General features: G+C 67.8%; 22 protein-coding genes and 1 pseudogene. 15 read left to right on the top strand and 8 right to left on the bottom strand.

The window, feature by feature from the left end; genetic code table 11:
* The first annotated feature begins 89 nt into the window (after positions 1-89).
* Positions 90-668 carry a PQQ-binding-like beta-propeller repeat protein gene (locus tag AB0F17_RS54330; RefSeq protein WP_358041290.1) on the top strand — a complete coding sequence of 193 codons (579 nt, stop codon included), beginning with the start codon at positions 90-92 and terminating at the stop codon, positions 666-668.
* Between the two features lie 371 nt (positions 669-1,039).
* Here the strand turns inward: AB0F17_RS54330 and AB0F17_RS54335 are convergent, their stop codons facing one another.
* Positions 1,040-1,306, bottom strand: coding sequence for a winged helix-turn-helix domain-containing protein (locus AB0F17_RS54335; RefSeq protein ID WP_358041293.1), 267 nt, complete (start codon positions 1,304-1,306; stop codon positions 1,040-1,042).
* 97 nt (positions 1,307-1,403) lie between these two features.
* Between AB0F17_RS54335 and AB0F17_RS54340 the strand changes: the two genes are divergently transcribed.
* A complete protein-coding gene (locus AB0F17_RS54340; protein ID WP_358041296.1) occupies positions 1,404-1,622 on the top strand; it encodes a hypothetical protein in 219 nt (72 codons plus the stop codon).
* 68 nt (positions 1,623-1,690) lie between these two features.
* Positions 1,691-1,912 carry a hypothetical protein gene (locus AB0F17_RS54345; RefSeq protein WP_358041299.1) on the top strand — a complete coding sequence of 74 codons (222 nt, stop codon included), beginning with the start codon at positions 1,691-1,693 and terminating at the stop codon, positions 1,910-1,912.
* Positions 1,913-1,928: 16 nt separating this feature from the next.
* Here AB0F17_RS54345 and AB0F17_RS54350 read toward each other — a convergent pair.
* Positions 1,929-2,042, bottom strand: a pseudogene (locus tag AB0F17_RS54350) (enoyl-CoA hydratase-related protein); the annotation flags it as partial.
* Between AB0F17_RS54350 and AB0F17_RS54355 the strand changes: the two are divergent.
* Positions 2,029-2,721, top strand: a complete 693-nt coding sequence (locus tag AB0F17_RS54355) for a methyltransferase domain-containing protein (RefSeq protein WP_358041597.1) — start codon at positions 2,029-2,031, stop codon at positions 2,719-2,721. The pseudogene AB0F17_RS54350 and the gene AB0F17_RS54355 overlap by 14 nt on opposite strands.
* On the opposite strand, the gene AB0F17_RS54360 is transcribed toward AB0F17_RS54355, so the two are convergent.
* The 3 genes from AB0F17_RS54360 to AB0F17_RS54370 are packed head-to-tail and all read right to left on the bottom strand — an operon-like array spanning position 2,708 to position 6,104.
* On the bottom strand, positions 2,708-3,442 hold the full coding sequence (locus tag AB0F17_RS54360) for a succinate dehydrogenase/fumarate reductase iron-sulfur subunit (RefSeq protein ID WP_358041302.1): 735 nt from the start codon (positions 3,440-3,442) through the stop codon (positions 2,708-2,710). The two genes, AB0F17_RS54355 and AB0F17_RS54360, sit on opposite strands and share 14 nt — an antisense overlap.
* Complete coding sequence (locus AB0F17_RS54365) at positions 3,439-5,361, bottom strand: fumarate reductase/succinate dehydrogenase flavoprotein subunit (RefSeq protein WP_358041305.1); 1,923 nt, start codon at positions 5,359-5,361, stop codon at positions 3,439-3,441. The genes AB0F17_RS54360 and AB0F17_RS54365 overlap by 4 nt, the downstream gene beginning before the upstream one ends.
* A complete protein-coding gene (locus AB0F17_RS54370) occupies positions 5,358-6,104 on the bottom strand; it encodes a succinate dehydrogenase cytochrome b subunit (protein WP_358041308.1) in 747 nt (248 codons plus the stop codon). The genes AB0F17_RS54365 and AB0F17_RS54370 overlap by 4 nt, the downstream gene beginning before the upstream one ends.
* A 134-nt stretch (positions 6,105-6,238) precedes the next feature.
* Here AB0F17_RS54370 and AB0F17_RS54375 point away from each other — a divergent pair, with 134 nt between their 5' ends.
* The 10 genes from AB0F17_RS54375 to AB0F17_RS54420 all read left to right on the top strand — a co-directional run bounded on the left by AB0F17_RS54375 (position 6,239) and on the right by AB0F17_RS54420 (position 16,017).
* Positions 6,239-7,168, top strand: coding sequence for a LysR substrate-binding domain-containing protein (locus AB0F17_RS54375; protein WP_358041311.1), 930 nt, complete (start codon positions 6,239-6,241; stop codon positions 7,166-7,168).
* 36 nt (positions 7,169-7,204) lie between these two features.
* Entirely contained in the window at positions 7,205-8,341 is a 1,137-nt protein-coding gene (locus tag AB0F17_RS54380; protein ID WP_358041314.1) for a SpoIIE family protein phosphatase, read from the top strand.
* Positions 8,338-9,486 carry an ATP-binding protein gene (locus tag AB0F17_RS54385; RefSeq protein ID WP_358041317.1) on the top strand — a complete coding sequence of 383 codons (1,149 nt, stop codon included), beginning with the start codon at positions 8,338-8,340 and terminating at the stop codon, positions 9,484-9,486. The genes AB0F17_RS54380 and AB0F17_RS54385 overlap by 4 nt, the downstream gene beginning before the upstream one ends.
* Positions 9,476-9,928, top strand: coding sequence for a response regulator (locus tag AB0F17_RS54390; RefSeq protein WP_358041319.1), 453 nt, complete (start codon positions 9,476-9,478; stop codon positions 9,926-9,928). The genes AB0F17_RS54385 and AB0F17_RS54390 overlap by 11 nt, the downstream gene beginning before the upstream one ends.
* A 196-nt stretch (positions 9,929-10,124) precedes the next feature.
* Positions 10,125-10,910 carry a hypothetical protein gene (locus tag AB0F17_RS54395; RefSeq protein WP_358041322.1) on the top strand — a complete coding sequence of 262 codons (786 nt, stop codon included), beginning with the start codon at positions 10,125-10,127 and terminating at the stop codon, positions 10,908-10,910.
* A gap of 11 nt (positions 10,911-10,921) precedes the next feature.
* The gene (locus AB0F17_RS54400; RefSeq protein ID WP_358041325.1) at positions 10,922-12,811 is read left to right on the top strand and encodes a fumarate reductase/succinate dehydrogenase flavoprotein subunit; all 1,890 of its coding nucleotides are present in this window, start codon (positions 10,922-10,924) and stop codon (positions 12,809-12,811) included.
* Positions 12,808-13,560, top strand: a complete 753-nt coding sequence (locus tag AB0F17_RS54405) for a succinate dehydrogenase/fumarate reductase iron-sulfur subunit (RefSeq protein WP_358041328.1) — start codon at positions 12,808-12,810, stop codon at positions 13,558-13,560. The genes AB0F17_RS54400 and AB0F17_RS54405 overlap by 4 nt, the downstream gene beginning before the upstream one ends.
* 115 nt (positions 13,561-13,675) lie before the next feature.
* A complete protein-coding gene (locus AB0F17_RS54410; RefSeq protein WP_358041331.1) occupies positions 13,676-14,380 on the top strand; it encodes a TetR/AcrR family transcriptional regulator in 705 nt (234 codons plus the stop codon).
* A gap of 3 nt (positions 14,381-14,383) precedes the next feature.
* A complete protein-coding gene (locus tag AB0F17_RS54415) occupies positions 14,384-15,184 on the top strand; it encodes a class I SAM-dependent methyltransferase (protein WP_358041334.1) in 801 nt (266 codons plus the stop codon).
* Positions 15,185-15,198: 14 nt separating this feature from the next.
* Complete coding sequence (locus AB0F17_RS54420) at positions 15,199-16,017, top strand: oxidoreductase (RefSeq protein ID WP_358041337.1); 819 nt, start codon at positions 15,199-15,201, stop codon at positions 16,015-16,017.
* Positions 16,018-16,311: 294 nt separating this feature from the next.
* On the opposite strand, the gene AB0F17_RS54425 is transcribed toward AB0F17_RS54420, so the two are convergent.
* Entirely contained in the window at positions 16,312-16,677 is a 366-nt protein-coding gene (locus tag AB0F17_RS54425; RefSeq protein WP_358041339.1) for a hypothetical protein, read from the bottom strand.
* Positions 16,678-16,885: 208 nt separating this feature from the next.
* On the opposite strand from AB0F17_RS54425, the gene AB0F17_RS54430 reads away from it, so the two are divergent.
* Entirely contained in the window at positions 16,886-17,533 is a 648-nt protein-coding gene (locus AB0F17_RS54430; RefSeq protein WP_358041342.1) for a hypothetical protein, read from the top strand.
* A 179-nt stretch (positions 17,534-17,712) separates the two neighbouring features.
* On the opposite strand, the gene AB0F17_RS54435 is transcribed toward AB0F17_RS54430, so the two are convergent.
* Both AB0F17_RS54435 and AB0F17_RS54440 read right to left on the bottom strand, forming a co-directional pair.
* Positions 17,713-18,114, bottom strand: coding sequence for a hypothetical protein (locus AB0F17_RS54435; protein WP_358041345.1), 402 nt, complete (start codon positions 18,112-18,114; stop codon positions 17,713-17,715).
* A gap of 211 nt (positions 18,115-18,325) precedes the next feature.
* Positions 18,326-19,648, bottom strand: coding sequence for a hypothetical protein (locus AB0F17_RS54440; protein ID WP_358041348.1), 1,323 nt, complete (start codon positions 19,646-19,648; stop codon positions 18,326-18,328).
* Between the last annotated feature and the right edge of the window lie 48 nt (positions 19,649-19,696).

Here is a 19,696-nt window from a genome sequence, read left to right on the forward strand (position 1 = left end):
GTACCCGCCCCTCTGCCCGTACCTCATATCCCCGGCATACACCAGAGACAGCAGGCAGTCACGACTCTACGACTCTACGAATTCATTCTGTGTACACGCGTCCATTCGTGGATGGAAACGCCGTTTACACCGGTAGCGACGATGGCCGCATCTATTGCCTCGACAAGAGCACCGGCAAGCTGGTCTGGGCATATCAGACCGGGGGTGCGGTTCATTCCCGCCCATTCTTTAGCGACGGTTCGGTCTACGTCGGCAGCGCCGACGGGAAAGTCCATGCGATAGACGCGAGAACTGGAATCGTACGCTGGACCTCGGGAACCGGGGGCGAGATCGACTCCAGTCCGACCGTCGTCGACCGGGTTGTCTATATAGGCGGCCGGGATGGAAAAGTTTATGCCATCAATGCCATGGACGGCTCGATACGCTGGACCTATCGCACGCGAGATATGATCCACTCCAGTCCTGCGGTGTCCGACGGAATCGTTTACGTCGGCAGTCGCGACGGAAATGTGTATGCATTGGGTGCCAACACCGGGGATTCCCGGTGGACCTATACCACCGGCGGCTGGGTAGATTCGAGCCCGGTCGTCGCGCAGGGCCTCGTCTACGTGGGCAGCGGGGACCACAAGGTTTACGCCTTGGATGCAGCAGACGGACTTATCAGCTGAAATTGCCTTTAAAACTCTTTACCACGCCAAAGCGTATCAACGAGAACAGCGCCGGGTGGCCCAGAGAAATCTCACCTCCGGGCCACCCGGCGCGTGTGTGATCGCCGTTGTGGGGACTCCACCGTGCTCGGGACGATCTTCGACGGAGCGGGGATGTTTCTCAGGGCGTGGCGTGACACCGGCCGTAGTCCGTACTAGCCGGCATGTTCGTGCTGTGGCGATGCTGGCCGGGACCGGCCGGAGAGTCGTAGCGCGGCCAGTGACCGCGCGCCGCAGGCGGGCCGCCTTAAAGCCGTGGAAAAGTACTCATCCGGTCAGGCTCGACGCCAGATAATGCCCGTCTGAGCTGGGCTTTCAGCGACCAGTTCGGGCTAATCTTCGTTACTCTCGTCGGGGTCGTCGTTGCTCCCATCGGGATGGCTCACGAACGTGCCCTTGCCCAACACCGAATAGAGCGTGCCGTCCGATAGAAGGGCGTTGAGCGCCCGGCGGGCTGTCCCCTTGGACACGCCCAACTCAACAGCCAACCGGGGCTCCCCCGGTATTGGCATGCCAGGCCTGTACACACCGGCGGCGATCCTTCGCCGGATCTCGTCGGCTACTGCACGCCAGCGCAGCTCGTCGGGCTTGAAGTCCATGCTTGCCACGCTAGGAACCCAAGGATTGCCCTGCCCTTCCAGGGGTACCCCGAGGTACCTCTAGGCAGGGGGGGGAAGGTTGGCGTAACCTGTAGTCATGGCGATACCCGGCTACGACCTTGATGCGCTTCGCGCCACGTTCCCCGGCTGGTCATTCTTCTGCAGTGACGCGGGCGTGTTCTACGCAACCAGGAGCGGTGTCCAGCTTCGTAACGCCCAGATTGATGCCGGGCTTCAGCAGACGGTGAGTGCCGAGGACGTGGGAGCGTTCGTGGCGCTGCTACAAGAGCAACAGGCCCGTGCGGTGATGTCGTGATCACCTGGACGTCCGCCCTCGATTGCCCCGGGTTGCACGTAGCCGCTCCCCAGGCAAAGCTTGAGTCGGTGCTGTGGGAACCGAGCCTTCCACGCGCGCACCGGGTACGGGTGCGCGAGCACACGTGCATCTGCCAGAACCCGCAGTTCGAGCTGTGTGCGGCGGGCGGCCTGTGGTTCGTGCGGCGCACCTCGGTCGGCGCTTCGACCGGCATCGTCGAGAGTGCGTGGGTGTCCGCTTCGGCTGCCAACGAGCTATGGGGACGCCTCCTGAGCGGTCAGGCGCGGTGACTTCATCTGGAAGGGCCTTGGCCGGCTCCCCCGCCACCCGAAAGTCCGCGCACAGGGCCAGCTCGCAGCCGCCGCCCAGGGCGTACCCGGTGACGGCGGCGATGACGGGCTTGCCGATGGCGGCCACCGCGGCCTCTTCCGGTACAGTGATCGGCCTCGATCATGATCCGGTCATGGTGGACCAGGCCCGGGTACGGCTTGCCGACCGTACCAACGTCGAGATCCTCACCGGCGACGCCCAGGCGATGCCGCTCGCCGACGGCACCGTGGACCGGGCTCGCACGGACCGGATGCTGCAGCATGTGCCGGATCCGGGGAGAGTGGTGGCGGAGTTCCGCCGTGTGGCCCGGCCGGGCGCCGTCATCGCCATGGCCGAACCCGACTGGCACGGCCTGCTGATCGACTCACCGGCAGGCCAGGGCCTCGTCCGGTACATCACCACGGAAGTGATCCGGAACCCGGCCGTCGGCCGCAGCCTCGTCCGCCTCGCCGAACAGGCCGGGCTGACGGTGCGGACCGCGGTGGTGTTCAGCCCGGTGATCCGGGACGGCGCAGGGTGTCGTGGAGTGCTTGGAGTGTCCATGACGGTGAGAGTGGGCATCCGGGCGCCCAGAAAAGGCCCGCCCAGGTCCTGGAGCAAGTCTCTGCCGCTCCCCAGAACGCTGCTCAGACGTCGCCGTCCAGTCGCCGTCCTGAAGTGCACGGGATGCGGCCGGCACGGGAGCGACCTCACCCCAAAGGCGCCGCGCCCTGGGGACGGAGCTCTCCGCCCCCAAGGTCAGGCAATCAACCGGTCTAGTTGGCCTTGAGGTAGTCGCTGTTCATCTGGGCGATCGTGTCCAGCGGAATCCCCTTGGGGCAGACGGCGGTGCATTCACCCGTGTTCGTACACCCGCCGAACCCCTCCACATCCATCTGGTCCACCATCGCCTTGGCCCGCGTCAGCCGTTCCGGCTGTCCCTGGGGAAGAAGTGACAGGTGGGTGATCTTCGCGGCCGTGAAGAGGGACGCCGACCCGTTGGGGCAGGCCGCCACGCAGGCGCCGCACCCGATGCAGGTGGCGGCGTCGAAAGCGTCGTCGGCGTCCTCCTTGCGGACCGGGATGCTGTGGGCGTCGGGGGCCGAACCCGCCGGGACCGAGACGAAGCCGCCGGCCTGGATGATGCGGTCGAACGCCGACCGGTCCACCACCAGGTCCTTCACCACCGGGAACGGCGCCGCGCGCCACGGTTCGATGGTGATGGTGGCGCCGTCTTCGAAGTGGCGCATGTGGAGCTGGCAGGTGGTGGTGGCGCGCTGCTCGCCGTGGGCGACGCCGTTGATGACCATGCCGCACATGCCGCAGATGCCCTCGCGGCAGTCGTGGTCGAAGGCCACCGGATCGTCGCCCGAGAGGATGAGGCGCTCGTTGAGCACGTCGAGCATCTCCAGGAACGACATATCCGGCGAAACCTCTTCAACCCGATAAGTCACCATCTTCCCGGGAGTCGAGGGGCCGCTCTGGCGCCAGACGCGAAGGGTCAGGTTCACTTGTAGCTCCGCTGGGTCATCTTGACGTACTCGTACTCGAGCGATTCCTTGTGCAGCACCGGTCCGTCCCCAGAGAACTCCCAGGCCGACACGTGGGCGAAGTGCTCGTCATCACGCAGGGCCTCGCCCTCGGCGTCCTGCGACTCGGCGCGGAAGTGGCCGCCGCACGACTCGGTACGGATCAGCGCGTCGAGGCACATGAGCTCGGCCAGGTCGAAGAAGTCCGCGACCCGCCCGGCCTTCTCCAGAACCTGGTTCAGCTCCTCGGCGGTCCCCGACACCTTCACGTCGCGCCAGAACTCCTCGCGCAGCTCCGGAATGCGCTCCAGCGCCTTGCGCAGCGACTCCTCGGTGCGCTCCATGCCGCAGTAGTCCCACATGAGCTTGCCCAGCTCCCGGTGGAAGGAGTCGGGGGTGCGCGTGCCGTTCACCGTGAGCAGCCTGTCGATCCTGGTACGCACCTTGATCTCGGCCTCGGCCACGGCCTCGTCGGAGACCTCCCCGAACGGCCCGGCCGCCAGGTAGTCGCCGAGCGTGGTGGGCAGCACGAAGTAACCGTCGGCCAGGCCCTGCATCAGCGCGGAGGCGCCGAGGCGGTTGGCGCCGTGGTCGGAGAAGTTGGCCTCGCCGACCACGAACAGGCCGGGGATCGTGGACTGCAGGTCGTAGTCGACCCACAGGCCGCCCATCGTGTAGTGGACGGCCGGGTAGATGCGCATCGGCGTGTCGTAGGGGTTCTCGCCCGTGATGCGCTCGTACATCTCGAAGAGGTTGCCGTACTTCTTCTCCACGGCCTCCCGCCCGAGGCGGCTGATCGCGTCGGCGAAGTCCAGGTAGACGCCCAGCCCGCCGGGGCCGACGCCGCGTCCCTCGTCGCAGACGTTCTTGGCGGCGCGGGAGGCGATGTCCCGAGGGACGAGGTTCCCGAAAGCCGGATAAATCCGCTCCAGGTAGTAATCGCGGTCGGCTTCCGGGATCTCCCCGGCGGGCCGCGCGTCACCCCCGACCTTCGGCACCCATACGCGGCCGTCGTTGCGCAGCGACTCCGACATCAGCGTCAGCTTCGACTGGTACTCACCCGACACCGGAATGCAGGTCGGGTGGATCTGCGTGTAGCAGGGGTTGGCGAAGTACGCGCCGCGCTCGTGCGCCCGCCAGATCGCCGTGGTGTTGCAGCCCTTGGCGTTCGTGGACAGGAAGAACACGTTCCCGTAGCCGCCGGAGGCCAGCACGACCGCGTCGGCCACGTGCCGCTCGATCTCGCCCGTGACCATGTCGCGGACGATGATCCCGCGCGCCCGGCCGTCGGCGACGATCAGGTCGAGCATCTCGTGCCGGGTGAACATCTCCACGGTCCCGGCCGCGATCTGCCGCTCCAGGGCCTGGTAGGCGCCGAGCAGCAACTGCTGGCCCGTCTGGCCGCGCGCGTAGAAGGTGCGGGAGACCTGCGCGCCGCCGAAGGAGCGGGTGTCCAGCAGTCCGCCGTACTCACGGGCGAACGGGACGCCCTGGGCGACCGCCTGGTCGATGATGTTCACGGAGACCTGGGAGAGGCGGTAGACGTTCGACTCGCGGGCCCGGAAGTCCCCGCCCTTCACCGTGTCGTAGAAAAGGCGGTAAATCGAGTCACCGTCGCCGCGGTAGTTCTTCGCGGCGTTGATCCCGCCCTGTGCGGCGATGGAGTGCGCGCGGCGCGGCGTGTCCTGGTAGCAGAACGACTTGACGTTGTAGCCCAGCTCGCCCAGCGTCGCGGCGGCCGAACCGCCGGCCAGGCCGGTGCCGACCACGATCACGTTGAGCTTGCGCTTGTTGGCCGGGTTGACGAGCTTGGCGCCGAACTTCCGCTTCTCCCACCGGTCCTCGATGGGGCCCGAGGGAGCCTTGGTGTCCTGGATCTCCGGGCCTTCGGTGTACTTCACTTGATCACTCCGAACGTGACGGCGAGCGGCGGCGCGAGGAAGCCGATGACCAGGACCGCGGACACCAGCGCCGCGACCGGGCGAAGGCCCTTGAAACGGGTGGCCCAGCCGAGCGTCTGGAACATGCTCCAGACGCCGTGCCGCAGGTGCAGGCCGACCATGACGACGGCCACGATGTAGAAGAGGGTGACCCACCAGCGCGACAGGTCGAACCCGGCGATCATCCGGTCGGCCGGCGCGGAGTTATACCCCTTGGGGTTCACCACGCCGAAGGTCAGGTCGAGCAGGTGCCAGACCAGGAAGAGCAGGATCGTGACGCCGCCCCACCGCATGATGTGCGTGGTGTAGCCCTGGGCCTGCGACTTCTTGGCCACGTACTTCACCGGCCGGGCGTGACGGGCCCGCCGCGCGAGCGAGATCGCCGCCCACATGTGCAGGACCACCGACACGACGAGGCCGACCTCCAGGATCGTCAGCACCGTCCGGTACGGCGCGATCGGCTCCAGCAGCGTGCGCAGCGCCTCGGCGTACTCGTTGAACGAGTCCCTGCCCAGGAAGATCTTGAGGTTGCCCAGCATGTGGAGGACCAGGAAGAGCACCATCACGGCGCCCGTCACGGCCATGATGACCTTCTTGCCGTTCGACGAGCGCAGGAACCCGCCGCGCTTTCCGGGCGTTGGCTTCTTCGGTGCGGGCTTCGAGACTGGCGCGGTAGCGGCGCCCCGCTCAATCGTGGCTGTCACGCCTTCTGACGCTAGATATCCAGCCATGATCCGTCCAAGTCATGACGGGCCTGGTTTCCATAGCCTTCGGCTATGATGCTTGGTTTGTACGGCCGACGTAAGGAAATCCCGTCAGCCGGTGCGAGGAAAATCACATGCAGTTGCAGCAACTCGCCTACTTCGTCGCCGTGGCGGAGACCAGGCACTTCACCCAGGCCGCCGAGCGGATGCGGGTCGCCCAGCCGTCGCTCAGCAAGCAGATCAAGGCCCTGGAGAGCGACCTCGGCGCCCCGCTGTTCTCCAGAGCGCGCGGCAACGTCACGCTGACCCCGGCGGGAGAGGCGCTGCTGCCGCTGGCCCGCCGGATGCTGGCCGACGCCGGCACCGCCAGGCAGGAGGTGGCCGAGCTCGCCGGGCTGCGCAGGGGCAGGGTACGACTCGGCGCCACGCCGTCACTCTGCGCCGGGCTGCTGGCCGACGCCCTGGCCCGCTTCCACCGGGCGTACCCGGGCATCGAGCTGCTGGTCGAGGAGGACGGCTCGCGTGACCTGGTCAGGGCGCTGGCCCGCGGGCAGCTCGACCTTTCGCTCATCATCACGCCGCTGCAGGGCGACGACCCGTCGCTGGTGACCGAGGAGATCCTGCGCGAGAACCTGGTCGTGGTGACGCCGTCCCACCAGCCGGAGCGCAAGCCGTACCTGCGCATGGAGGATCTGCGCGGCCGGGCGATGGTGATGTTCAGGCGCGGCTACGACCTGCGCGAGGCGACGCTGACGGCGTGCCGCCAGGCCGGGTTCGAGCCCAGGTTCGCGGTGGAGGGCGGGGAGATGGACGCCGTCCTGCGGTTCGTGGAGGCAGGGCTGGGGCTGGCCGTGGTGCCGTCCATGGTGCTCGACGGACGGCCGGGGCTGACCGGCACTCCGCTGGCGCCGCCGGGGCTGAGCCGGACCATCGCGCTGGCCCACCGCAAGGATGTGGAGCCGACGAGGGCGGCGCAGGCATTCCGGGCGACGCTGCTCTCCTTCATCGTCGAGGCCGGTCACGAACGCACGCTTCCACAAGGGGTCGAGCTCATCGCAGAATGAACCACAACATGTCCAAACTTCTATGAAGAGGCGCGTGTGACGGCAACTCTCAACGAAACGCTGACGCTCCTCCTCATCGAGGACGACGACGGTGACGCGTTCCTGGTCGAGGAGCTCCTCAAGCAGGCTGAGGCCCCACCGCGGATCACCTGGGTACGCAGCCTGGAGGAGGGCAAGGCCAAGCTCGACTCCCGGATCCAGTGCGTACTCGTCGACCTCTCGCTCCCCGACGCCACCGGCCTGGAGGCGCTGGAGCAGGTGCTGGCGGCGGCACCGCACGCGGCCGTGCTGGTGCTCACCGGACTGCGCGACGCCCACGTGGGGGTCGCCGCGGTCAAGGCCGGCGCGCAGGACTACCTGGTCAAGCAGGACGTCGACGCGCGACTGCTGGCCAGGGCCATCCGCTACGCGATGGAACGCAAGCGGGCCGATCTGGCGCAGCTCCGGTTGGTCGCGGCCGAGCTGACCGCCAAGGAGAACGCCCGGCTGGAGAGCGGCCTGCTGCCCGTCGCCCTGCTGCACACCGACGCGCTGAACCACACCACCCGCTACCTGCCGGGCAGCCAGGGGGCGCTGCTGGCCGGCGACTTCCTCGACACCGTGCAGACGCCCGACGGTTCGGTGCACATCGTGGTCGGCGACGTCTGTGGGCACGGCCCCGCCGAGGCCGCGCTAGGCGTGGCGCTCCGCATCGCCTGGCGCACGCTGGTGCTCGCCGGGCAGACCGGCGAGCGGATGCTGCGCACGCTCGATGCCGTGCTGCGCGCGGAGCGCCAGGCCCCGGAGATCTTCACCACGCTCTGCATGGCGACGATCTCGCCAGACCTGCGCGACGCCAGGATGCGGGTGGTCGGCCATCCACCGCCGGTCCTGGTCCGCGACGGGGTTGTCAGCGTGGTCGACGGCGCGCCCTCAGGGCCGCCGCTCGGCATCTTCTCCGACGCCGAATGGACCATCCTCGACGTGCCCCTGGGCGAGGAATGGTCCATGATGCTCTACACCGACGGCCTGATCGAGGCCGCGGTGGGCGAGCAGAAGCAACTGCTCGGCGTGGACGGACTGGTCGACCTGGTACGCGAGCACGGCTCGATCGACCTCGACCGGCTCATCAGGCACGTGGGCACGCTCAGCGACGACCTCGCCGCGATACTCGTCAGCAGGAGGCCGGAGTGAGGATCCATCCACTGCCCCCGCCGAAGCCGGCGACGGGCCTCGGCAAGTTGCCGGTGGCCCGCTGGTTCGTCGCCATCGGCGTGGTGAGCGCCGTGATCTTCGCGATGGGGGCCGCACTGATCATGATGCTGGTCGCCGACGTACGGGCGCAGCGCCCGCTGCCCAGGGTCGCGGCCCAGCTCGACCGGCTGAACGTGGCGCTGATCGTGCTGCTGGTCGTGCTGGCCGCGGCGGGGATCGGGCTGGTGTTCATCGTCCGCTTCGCCGTACTGAAGCCCATCGCCCAGCTGACCGACCAGGTGCGCAAGGTCGCGGCGGGCGACTTCGACCATCAGCTGAGCGTGGAGCGGCCGGCGGAGCTGGCCGAGCTGTCGAGCCACGTCGACTCCATGCGCAGGCGCGTCGTGACGGCCTGGCGCCGGGCCGAGGAGCAGGCCGACGAGCTGCGCAGGTCCAACGGAGAGCTGGAGCAGTTCGCCTACGTCGCCAGCCACGACCTGCAGGAGCCGCTCCGCAAGGTCGCCAGCTTCACGCAGATGCTGGAGCAGAGGTACGGAGACCGGCTCGACGACCGGGCCAAGGAGTACATCCGCTACGCGGTCGACGGCGCCAAGCGCATGCAGTTGCTCATCAACGACCTGCTCGACTTCTCCAGGGTCGGCCGGGTCACCGGCGAACGGGTGATCACCGACACGGGCGCGGCGCTCACCACGGCCCTGGACAACCTCTCGGCCGCGATCGAGGACACCGGGACGGTCGTCACCCGCGACGCCATGCCCGAGGTCGTCGGCAACCGGGGCCAGCTCACCCAGCTCTTCCAGAACCTGATCGAGAACGCCGTCAAGTTCCGCTCGGATCTGCCGCCGCGCGTGCACATCGGCGTCAAGCGGGCAGGCGAGATGTGGGAGTTCAGCTGCTCGGACAACGGGATCGGGGTGGAGGCCAAGTACGCGGACCGCATCTTCCTGATATTTCAGCGCCTGCACGCGAGAGACGTGTATCCAGGGACTGGCATCGGGCTCGCGCTCTGTCGCAAGATCGTCGAATATCACGGCGGACAGCTCTGGCTCGACGGCGAGGCCGACGGGCCGGGCGCGACGTTCCGCTGGACCCTGCCCGCGGCTGGAGATGTAGATGACGACTGACTGGCGGCCGATCGAGGTGCTCCTGGTCGAGGACGATCAGGGTGACGTGCTCCTCACCAAGGAGGCGTTCGACTTCAACAAGGTCCGCAACCGCCTGCACGTGGTCAATGACGGCGAGCAGGCGATGGCCTTCCTGCGCCAGGAGAACGGCTACCACGACGCCCCCAGGCCCGACCTCGTGCTGCTCGACCTGAACCTGCCCAGGATGGGCGGCCTGGAGGTGCTCAGCGAGGTCAAGGCCGACGCCGACCTGCGCACGATCCCGGTGGTGATCCTGACGACCTCGGAGGCGGAGGAGGACATCCTGCACAGCTACCGGCTGCACGCCAACGCATACGTCTCCAAGCCGGTGGATTTTGAGCAATTTATCCGGGTTGTCCGCCAAATAGATGATTTTTTCGTGACCGTGGTTAAGCTGCCGAGCAAAGGGCAGCCCACGTGACAGGGGTACGTGACAGGAATCACAGCGAGTCATCGAAAAAGTGAGTGACCCTCCTCACAAATCCCGAGGCGGTCGTCGTAACGTATCCCCCACCAAACGCGCGCCGCGAGCGGAGGCCCCGCCCCGCCGTGTACGCGCCAACCGAACGACCCGGATTCCCTGTGAGCAGGGTCCGCGGGAGGTGGAGAGGTCCGCGATGACCCAGACGACGCCCGATGCTCCTGTCAGAAGGCAGCGTGCGCAGATCAAGGTGCGTACGCTGCGCACCGACAGATGGTGGCTGGCCCCGCTGCTGACGTTCCTGGCGCTCAGCGCCTTCCTCGTCTACGGCGTGTGGGCGATCATCGACGGCAGCTACTACTTCGACCCGTACATCGCCCCGTTCTCGTCGCCCTGCCTCACGACCTCGTGTCCTGAGGGAGCGCGGCTGTTCGGCTGGGCGCCGATCGGCGACTGGTACACGCTGCCCCCCGGCCTGCTGATTCTCGGCCTGCCCGGCGGGTTCCGGCTGACGTGCTACTACTACCGCAAGTCCTACTACCGGTCGTTCTGGCTGTCGCCGCCCGCGTGCGCCGTACAGGAGCCGCACGGCAAGTACAGCGGTGAGAAGCGCTTCCCGCTGATCATGCAGAACATCCACCGGTACTTCTTCTACGCGGCCATCGTCATCGGCGCGATCCTGAGCTACGACGCGATCCTCGCGGTCATCCACAAGCCGCTGGGCCTCGGCTCCTGGGTCCTGATCGCCAACGCCGTCCTGATCGTCGCCTACACGCTGTCGTGCCACTCCTGCCGGCACATCACCGCGGGCAGGCTCAACCACTTCTCCCGGCACCCGCTTCGCTACCGGGCCTGGACCTTCGTCTCCAAGCTCAACGCCAAGCACCAGCCCCTCGCGTGGGCCTCGATGTTCTCCGTCATGGGCGCCGACCTCTACGTCCGCCTGGTCGCCAAGGGCATCATCGCCTTCCCGTTCGCTTAAAGGATCTTTCTGTGGAAATCGAGCGTCACGAATACGACGTCGTCGTCATCGGCGCGGGCGGCGCCGGACTGCGGGCCGCGATCGAGGCCCGCCAGCAGGGCAAGCGGACGGCGATCGTCTGCAAGTCGCTGTTCGGCAAGGCCCACACGGTCATGGCCGAGGGCGGCGCGGCCGCCGCGATGGGCAACGTCAACCCGGACGACAACTGGATGGTGCACTTCCGTGACACCATGCGGGGCGGCAAGTTCCTGAACAACTGGCGGATGGCCGAACTCCACGCCAAAGAGGCCCCCGACCGGGTCTGGGAGCTGGAGGCGTGGGGTGCGCTGTTCGACCGCACCAAGGACGGCAAGATCAGCCAGCGCAACTTCGGCGGGCACGAGTACCCCCGGCTGGCCCACGTCGGCGACCGCACCGGCCTGGAGCTGATCCGCACGCTGCAGCAGCGCGTCGTCGCGCTGCAGCAGGAGGACTTCGAGACACACGGCGATCACGAGGCCTACATCAAGGTCTTCGCGGAATGTACGGTCACCCGCCTGCTCAAGGACGGCGACCGCATCTCGGGTGGCTTCGGCTACTGGCGCGAGACCGGAAATTTCGTGGTCTTCGATGCGCCCGCGGTGGTGCTGGCGACCGGCGGCATCGGCAAGTCCTACGTGGTGACCTCCAACTCCTGGGAGTACACCGGTGACGGCCACGCCCTGGCCCTGCTGGCCGGCGCGAAGCTGATCAACATGGAGTTCATCCAGTTCCACCCCACCGGGATGGTCTGGCCGCCGTCCGTGCGCGGCATCCTCGTCACCGAGTCGGTCCGCGGCGACGGCGGCGTGCTGCGCAACTCCGACGGCGAGCGCTTCATGTTCAAGTACATCCCCGAGGTGTTCAAGGACAAGTACGCCACCAGCGAGGAGGAGGGCGACCGCTGGTACACCGACCAGGCCAACAACCGCCGTCCCCCGGAGCTGCTGCCGCGTGACGAGGTGGCCCGCGCGATCAACTCCGAGGTGAAGGCGGGGCGCGGCTCGCCCCAGGGCGGCGTCTTCCTCGACGTGTCCACCCGGCTCCCGGCCGAGGAGATCAAGCGGCGGCTGCCGTCGATGCACCACCAGTTCAAGGAGCTGGCGGACGTCGACATCACCGCCGAGCCCATGCAGGTGGGCCCGACCTGCCACTACATCATGGGCGGCGTCGAGGTCGACGCCGACACCGGTGCGGCGGCCGTGCCAGGGCTCTTCGCCGCGGGCGAGGTCTCGGGCGGCATGCACGGCTCCAACCGCCTGGGCGGCAACTCGCTGTCCGACCTGCTGGTCTTCGGCCGCCGGGCGGGTGCCGGCGCCGCCGCGTACATCGACTCCCTGCCGGCCAGGCCCAAGGTGGTCCAGGAGCTCGTAGAAGAGGCGCACACCGAGGCCCTGGCGCCGCTGGGCCGCTCCGGCGAGAACCCCTACGAGGTGCACCACGAGCTCCAGCGGACGATGAACGACCTGGTCGGCATCATCCGCAAGGCCGAAGAGGTGTCCGAGGCCCTGGAGGTCGTGGAGAAGCTCAAGGAGCGCGTACAGCTGGTCGGCGCGGCCGGCTCGCGCATCTACAACCCCGGCTGGCACCTCGCGATCGACCTGCGCAACATGGTCCTCGTCTCGGAGTGCGTGGCGCGGGCCGCGCTGCTGCGCGAGGAGAGCCGTGGCGGGCACACCCGTGACGACTTCCCCGGCATGAACCCGGTATGGCGCCGCAAGCTGCTCGTCTGCTCGACGGAGGACGGCTCGTCCGTCGAGGTCGAGGAGAAGGTCCAGCCTTCGATGGCCGACCACCTGATCAAGCTGTTCGACCGGGACGAGCTGACGAAATACCTCACCGACGAAGAGATGACCGAGTTCGACGGGATCGCAAAGTCATGAGCTACAAGGCAAAGTTCAAGGTGTGGCGCGGTGAGGGCGGTGAGGGCAAGCTCGAGGACTTCACCGTCGAGGTGAACGAGGGCGAGGTCGTCCTCGACATCATCCACCGCCTGCAGGCCACGCAGACGCCCGACCTGGCGGTCCGCTGGAACTGCAAGGCCGGCAAGTGCGGCTCCTGCTCGATGGAGATCAACGGGAAGCCGCGGCTGGGCTGTATGACGCGGATGTCCACCTTCACCGAGGACGAGACGATCACCGTCACCCCGATGCGGACTTTCCCCGTCATCAAGGACCTCGTCACAGACGTCTCGTTCAACTACGAAAAAGCGCGAGAAATCCCGTCGTTCACTCCGCCGGCGGATGTCCGGCCGGGCGAGTACCGGATGAAGCAGGTCGACGTCGAGCGGTCCCAGGAGTTCCGCAAGTGCATCGAATGCTTCATGTGCAACAACATCTGCCACGTCATCCGTGACCACGAGGAGAACAAGCCCGCCTTCGCCGGGCCGCGTTTCCTCATGCGCATCGCGGAGCTGGACATGCACCCGTACGACGTGGCGGACCGGCAGGAGTCGGCCCAGGACGAACACGGCCTGGGCTACTGCAACATCACCAAGTGCTGCACCGAGGTCTGCCCCGAGCACATCAAGATCACCGACAACGCGCTCATCCCGATGAAGGAGCGCGTGGCGGATCGCAAGTACGACCCGATCGTGTGGCTGGGCAACAAGATCTTCAAGCGCGCCAAGTAACGGCGTACTGAACCCAAGGCCGGTGAGGGCTCCCCTCACCGGCCTTTCTGTCGCCAGGGATATGACTTGTTGACTGGTTTTGCTAAATTGGTCAACAAGTCACCACGGAGGACGGATGCCAGGAAGACCGAGCGAAGCCACCGACCGCGCCGACCGGATCCTCGACGCGGCGGCCGAGCTGACCGTGCGCCTCGGCTTCCGCAAGGTGACGATCGACGACATCGCCCAGCGGGCCGACATCGGCAAGGGCACCGTCTACCTGCACTGGCGTACCAAACAGCAGCTCTTCGAGGCCCTGTTCGTGCGCGAGGGGGTCATCTACATCGAGACGCTGCTCGACGAGCTGCGCCGCGATCCGTCCGTGGTGCTGCCGCACCGCATGATCAGCACGCTGTTCCTGGTCGTGAGCCGCAGGCCGGTGCTGCGCGCGCTCCTCACCGGCGAACTGCCGATGCTCCAGGGCAGGATGGCGGACAGCGCGACGCGCGGCAACGAACTGCTCGCCACCGCGCGCTTCCACGGGGTGATGCTCCGTCACGGCCTGTTCCGCGACGACGTCGAACACCTGATGTACGGCCTGACCGCGACGCAGGCGGGCTTCTACCTCCTCGACACCGTGGCTCCGGTGCCCGGCGAGCCGGACCTGGAGGCCAAGGCCGAGGCGCTCGCGCATGTCGTCCGGCACGCGTACGAACCGGCCGCGCCGCCGGGCCCGCAGGTGGTCGCCACCGCCGCCGCGGAGATCATCGCCCTCTACGACACCCTGATCCCGCCCTACCGGGAGTTGCTCTACGGCGCGTACCCCACCAGACAGGACTGACAGATGCGCACAGAAAAGGTGGAACTCACCGGCGCGAAGGAGACCCTCCTGTACACGCTGTACTTCAGGGCACTCGACAGCCGCTCGGCGCACCCGATCCTCGACGACCCCTGGGCCGCCGACACGCTCGACCGCCTCGACTACAACCGCTTCAAGATCAAGATGGCGGCCGGCGACCGCTACCTGGGCCTGCTGCGTGCCAAGCGGCTCGACACCTGGACCAGGCAGTACCTCACCGATCATCCCGACGCCGCCGTGCTGCACCTGGGCTGCGGCCTGGACAGCCGGGTCCTCCGCATCGACCCGCCGCCCGGCGTCGAGTGGATCGACGTCGACTTCCCCGAGGTCATCGACCTGCGCGGGCGCCTCTACCCCGAGCGCGACCACTACCGCATGATCGCCTCCTCGGTGACGGAGCCCGGCTGGCTGGAGTCGATCCCCGCCGACCGTCCCGTGCTGGTGATCGCCGAGGGACTGCTGATGTACCTCGCGGGACCGGACGTCAGGCGACTCCTCGTCCGGCTGGCCGAACGCATCCCGCACGGCGAGCTCGCCTTCGACGCCATCGCCCCCTGGCTCGCCGCCTTCTCCAGGACGCTCGGCTGGAAGCTCTCGTCACTCGCCGATCCGCACGATCCGGAGCGCTGGACCGGCGGGCTCACCCTGCTCGACCGCGTCCCCGTCCTGTCGAACCTCGAACAGATCGCCGCCCCGCACTACCGCGTCACCCTCCAGGTCCTCACGAGGATGGCCTGGATGCGGAACGCCATGTCGTTGTTCCGCTACCGCATAGGCGACACCTGAGGAAAGGTCGTTCCATGGCAGCCAAGATCTGCCTCGTCACAGGCGCCTCGGCCGGCATCGGCCGCGCCACCGCACTCGAACTGCTGCGTGCCGGCCACACGGTGTACGGCGTGGCCCGGCGCGTCGACCGGATGGAGGACATCCGCGAGGCCGGCGGTCACATCCTCGCGATGGACGTCACCAAGGAGGAGGACCTGCGGCGCGTCGTCGGCACCGTCCTCGACGAGCAGCCCGGCATCGACGCGCTGGTGAACAACGCCGGCATCGGCGTGTACGGCGCCGCCGAGGACGTGCCGATCGACAGCGGGCGCCACGGGTTCGAGGTCAACCTGTTCGGGCCCGCCCGGCTGATCCAACTGGTCCTGCCTCAGATGCGCGAGCGCGGCTCCGGCACGATCGTCAACGTCTCCTCGATCGCCGGGGTGATCTCGCTCCCGCTCGGCGCCTGGTACCACGCCTCGAAACACGCCCTGGAAGGCTATTCCGACAGTCTCCGCCAGGAGGTCGGCCGGTTCGGCATCAATGTGGTGCTCATCGAGCCCGGCCTCATCAAGACGGAATTCGAGTCGAGCACGCCCCACGAGCTGAGAGCGGTCTCCGGCAAGGGGGCTTATGCCACCGTGGCGAAAGCGATGGCGGACCGCGCGGAGAATGCCTTCGCCGGGAAGAACAAGGCCTCGGACCCCGCCGTGGTCGCCCAGGCCATCCGCGCCGCCATCGAGTCCACGTCCCCGAAGCCGCGCTACGCCGTCGGCTACCTGGCCAAACTCCTTCTGCGCAGCAACCGCCTCCTCTCCGACCGCACCTTCGACAAACTCGTCACGCGGACGTGAGGTGCCGCCGAACAACCGTCACCAACGCGCGCTCCGCGAAACGCATGCGATCCTGGTCGACCGGCGGCCGTGGTGTCGCCCTGGCGCTCGTCGGCGCGCCCGTCACACGCCTTTACGGGGGATTACTGTTTCGTCCCGGGCGGATGCCTGGAGGTGGTCCGAGGGCTCACCGGCATCGGAGTCCCGCTACACCTATGGCCCTGCGACAAAAGCCCCGGCCAACAGTTCCGCTTCAGCTGAGCTGAACCGAGCCAGAACCCACATTAAGTGGATCTTGGTTCGTGTTTCCCCTGATCAGGACGCGGCCGGAATGCGCCGGGAAGGGGCCGCGATCTCGGGGGTTCCGGCTCGAACATGGGGGATAAGTGCGGCGCGATAACGATCAATGCCGTGTTTCCCCAGGTCGAAGTGCCTGGCAAGGCTGGCGAAGGTCGCCCCGTTGATCACGACAGGGCCGGTGAAGCTCACCTCGTCGAACATGGCGTCGTCAATGCGGCAGTGGCTGAGGTTGAAGTTCGCGAGGGCGGCGCCGGTGAGGTCGAGGCGGAGGTGCGGCGACGCCGACGACGCGCGGGACGGCGGCGCCCGCCTGGTCGGGGGCGGGGTGTAGGGCATGCGCAGATACGCGCAGATCACGTCCACGATGGTCTGCCGCAGCACCGGGGTGTCCTGCGCCAGGCGTTCCAGAGCGTACAGGCCGGCCAGCCGGACCGGGGCCTGGTCGTTGCCGACGCCACGTCACGCGTGTCCCTAGTAGATTGCAATTCTTGCGCGGAGCAAGCTGGCCGGAGCCGGACACTGACGGCCCTTGACGGCGCCCTTCCGGATGAAAGGCTGAGGTTCTTCTCCCTCGTCAAGGAGGACCACGATGACCGGGACGTACCCCGAAGCCCTCACCTCAGACCCCGCGGCACCGCAGATCGCAAAGTCGCTGGCAGACATCAGTATCAAGGGCGAGGGCCTGTTCTCCCGGGCGCTGGTGATGGTCAACGGAAACCTCTCCTTCGACGAGGCGCACAGCTACAAGACCCCGGTCGCGGAAGCGCGTTCCGGGGGAACGACGCGCTACTCCCTGACGACCAATGACGGCCGCGGCTACCAGGGACGCGTCGACAAGGCGCAGGCGCGCATGTCCAAGCAGGACAGCGAGGCCGCCGTCCTGCAGGAAGCCTGGGACTGGATCGAGGGGCTTCATTCCTCGTTCCCTCATGGCGCCCACATCCGGGTCGTGGTGGTCGGCAACATCGGGCCGTGCACCGGATGCAAGGCCCGCCTGGAGCTGTTCCGGCAGGACCTCATCGACATGTTCGGACCCGGGCGGGTGATCGTGGAAAGCGTCTACGACACCAGCCAGATGTTCATCACGAAGGACTACGAAGATAAGTACGAGGACTACGAGACGGAGACCACGAGCACGGTCTCGACGACCTACGGATACGAGGGCGCGACGGTGGAGGCCTACAAGCCGCCGGATGCTCCGCAGAGCGTGTCGTACTGGCTGTACCGAGTGGGGTAGGCGGTCCCGGCGCAGTACGTCTGCCGAGCTCGTCGGCATGGTGATCACGCCGCCCACGACGCTTGGCCCTTGCGCTGCAGCGAGGGACGAGCTGCTCGCCCCAGCCGAGGTCGGCGCCGCAGACTCGTACAGATCCCAGCCCTTGTAGTCGTCGACCACGCTGGTCAGGCCGCGCTTGATCAGCTCCTCGACGCCCGCTCGGCGTCGAGCACAGCCGCTCTAGGCGTGCGCCGAGCCGCACCTCCCCCTGATCGAGCTTGGTCGTCCTCGCCCTGGGCCGCGTCGGCGGCCAGAGCGCGAAGGTCAGCGGAGACCGCACGGGTACCGTCCACGTCCCACTGGTAGCCGCTCGCCTCCTGCTGTACGACCTCCTGCAGGATGTCGGCGGCCAGCCGGAGCAGGTCGGGCTCTGGGGCCGTCTCGCCGCGATGGGCGAGGACGATCTGGTGCTGCACGTCCCGCGTCGCTTGCTCGGCAGCGGCCTCAGCGCTGGTCTGCGCCTGCCGGGCGGCGGCGGCCTGCTCGGTGGCGGCGCCTGAACTGACCCCAGAGTTCCCGCCACCCGCACGCGAGCGCCCCACCGAGTCACCCGCCTTTATGCGCCCCGCCGACGTCGGTGCTCTCGGCGATCTCGCGGGTGTTTGGTGCTTTTCATCCTGTACGGCTTCGCATGGGTTACCCGCCCCACCGACGTCGGCGCGCGACATTCCAGCGCCGGTCGTGAACGCTCACGGGGCGCTCACCGTAACGACTCGTTCTCAGCCGCCTTCTTCGGACTCGCGCATGACCGAGTTACGAACCACGACCCCAACGGCGCTTGGGCTCCTGCGGGGGAAGCGGCTGGATGGCGGTCACGTCGTCGACCGGAGGCGCCTCGGCCGGCGGCGCGTCGGCCGGGGCGGGCGCGGGGCCGAAAGCCTCCCACGGCTCGGCGTCGCCGGTCTCGGCGGCCGAGGCGGCGCCCAGGGGCCGCTCAGGCGAGTCCTCGTATGGACCGGAGCCTCCGGGAGGGATGTCGCCCGGCGGCTGCTCAGCGGGGACCAGAGCCTCGAACGGAGCCCGATACGGCTCCTCCTCGGGACGGCTGAAGGCATCGAAGTCCGGCTTGGCGGGCTCGTGGCTGAACGAGTCGAACTCATCCGGATGCAGCACCACGGGCTCGCCCGCCGCCATGGGCGGCTGCTCGGGGCTGTAACCAGGCTGACCGTACATGTTCGGGTCCTGATAGACCGCGCCGTACTGGACCTGTCCCCCCGGATAGGTCTGTACAGGGACAAAGCTGATGATCGGCGCGTACGCCGTGCCACCCGGATAACCGGGCGCCGGGAAGGCCCCTGTGGCATAGCCGGGACCTGCCGGGTAGCCGACCGGGCCCGGCCCACCAGGGGCTCCAGGCCCACCGGGGGCTCCCGGGAAGCCGGGCTGACCCGGGCCGATCTGCGGGCCCGCCTTGCGCACGGCCGCCGCGTGGGCCATCCGGCGCAGGCGCCCCTCGAAGATGAGCACCGCGAACAGCGCGAGCAGCACCAGGATGAGCGCCGGGATGCTGAGCTGCCGGGCCACCGTCTGCTGGTCGTACTCGGGGGCCGCGTTACGCATTTCGAGCTGGACCGACTCGTCCGTCGGGCTCTCCGCCGAGGTCAGCGACGGCGTCGTCGAGGGAGTCTCGGTGGGCGCCACGGTGGGCAGGACGACGGCCGGGTCCGTGTCCTCGGGCGTGGTCGTTGGGCTCACGGACGGCACATCCACGCTCTGCGACGGGATCGGCTGCATCTGCGAGGGCGTGGTCTTCTCGGTGCTGGGAGTGCTGGACGCGCTCGGCTTCTTCGACGTCTTCGGGTTGGCCGTCTTCGTCGTCGTCCTCGTGGGCGCGGTGACGGTCCTGGTGATCGTCGTTTCCGGGTCCGGCGTGGGAGTGCCCATCGTCGTGGTGACGGTGACGGTGGTCTCCGGCGTGATGTCGCACACTTCCCCGGCATCGCAAGGATCGACGGCGGGGTCGTAGGCCACCGCGGAGGCGCTCGCGGTCTGGATGACGAAGGGGGCCACACCGGCACCGGTCAATCCCAAGGCCAGGATCAGTGCGGACACGGCCGTCGCTCGCGTACGTGCCACCTGTGCCCTCCGCGCAGTCCCGAAACCATGGTCAAGGGAATACTAGCC

Source organism: Nonomuraea sp. NPDC026600, from assembly GCF_040638335.1.
Classification (GTDB): Bacteria; Actinomycetota; Actinomycetes; order Streptosporangiales; family Streptosporangiaceae; genus Nonomuraea.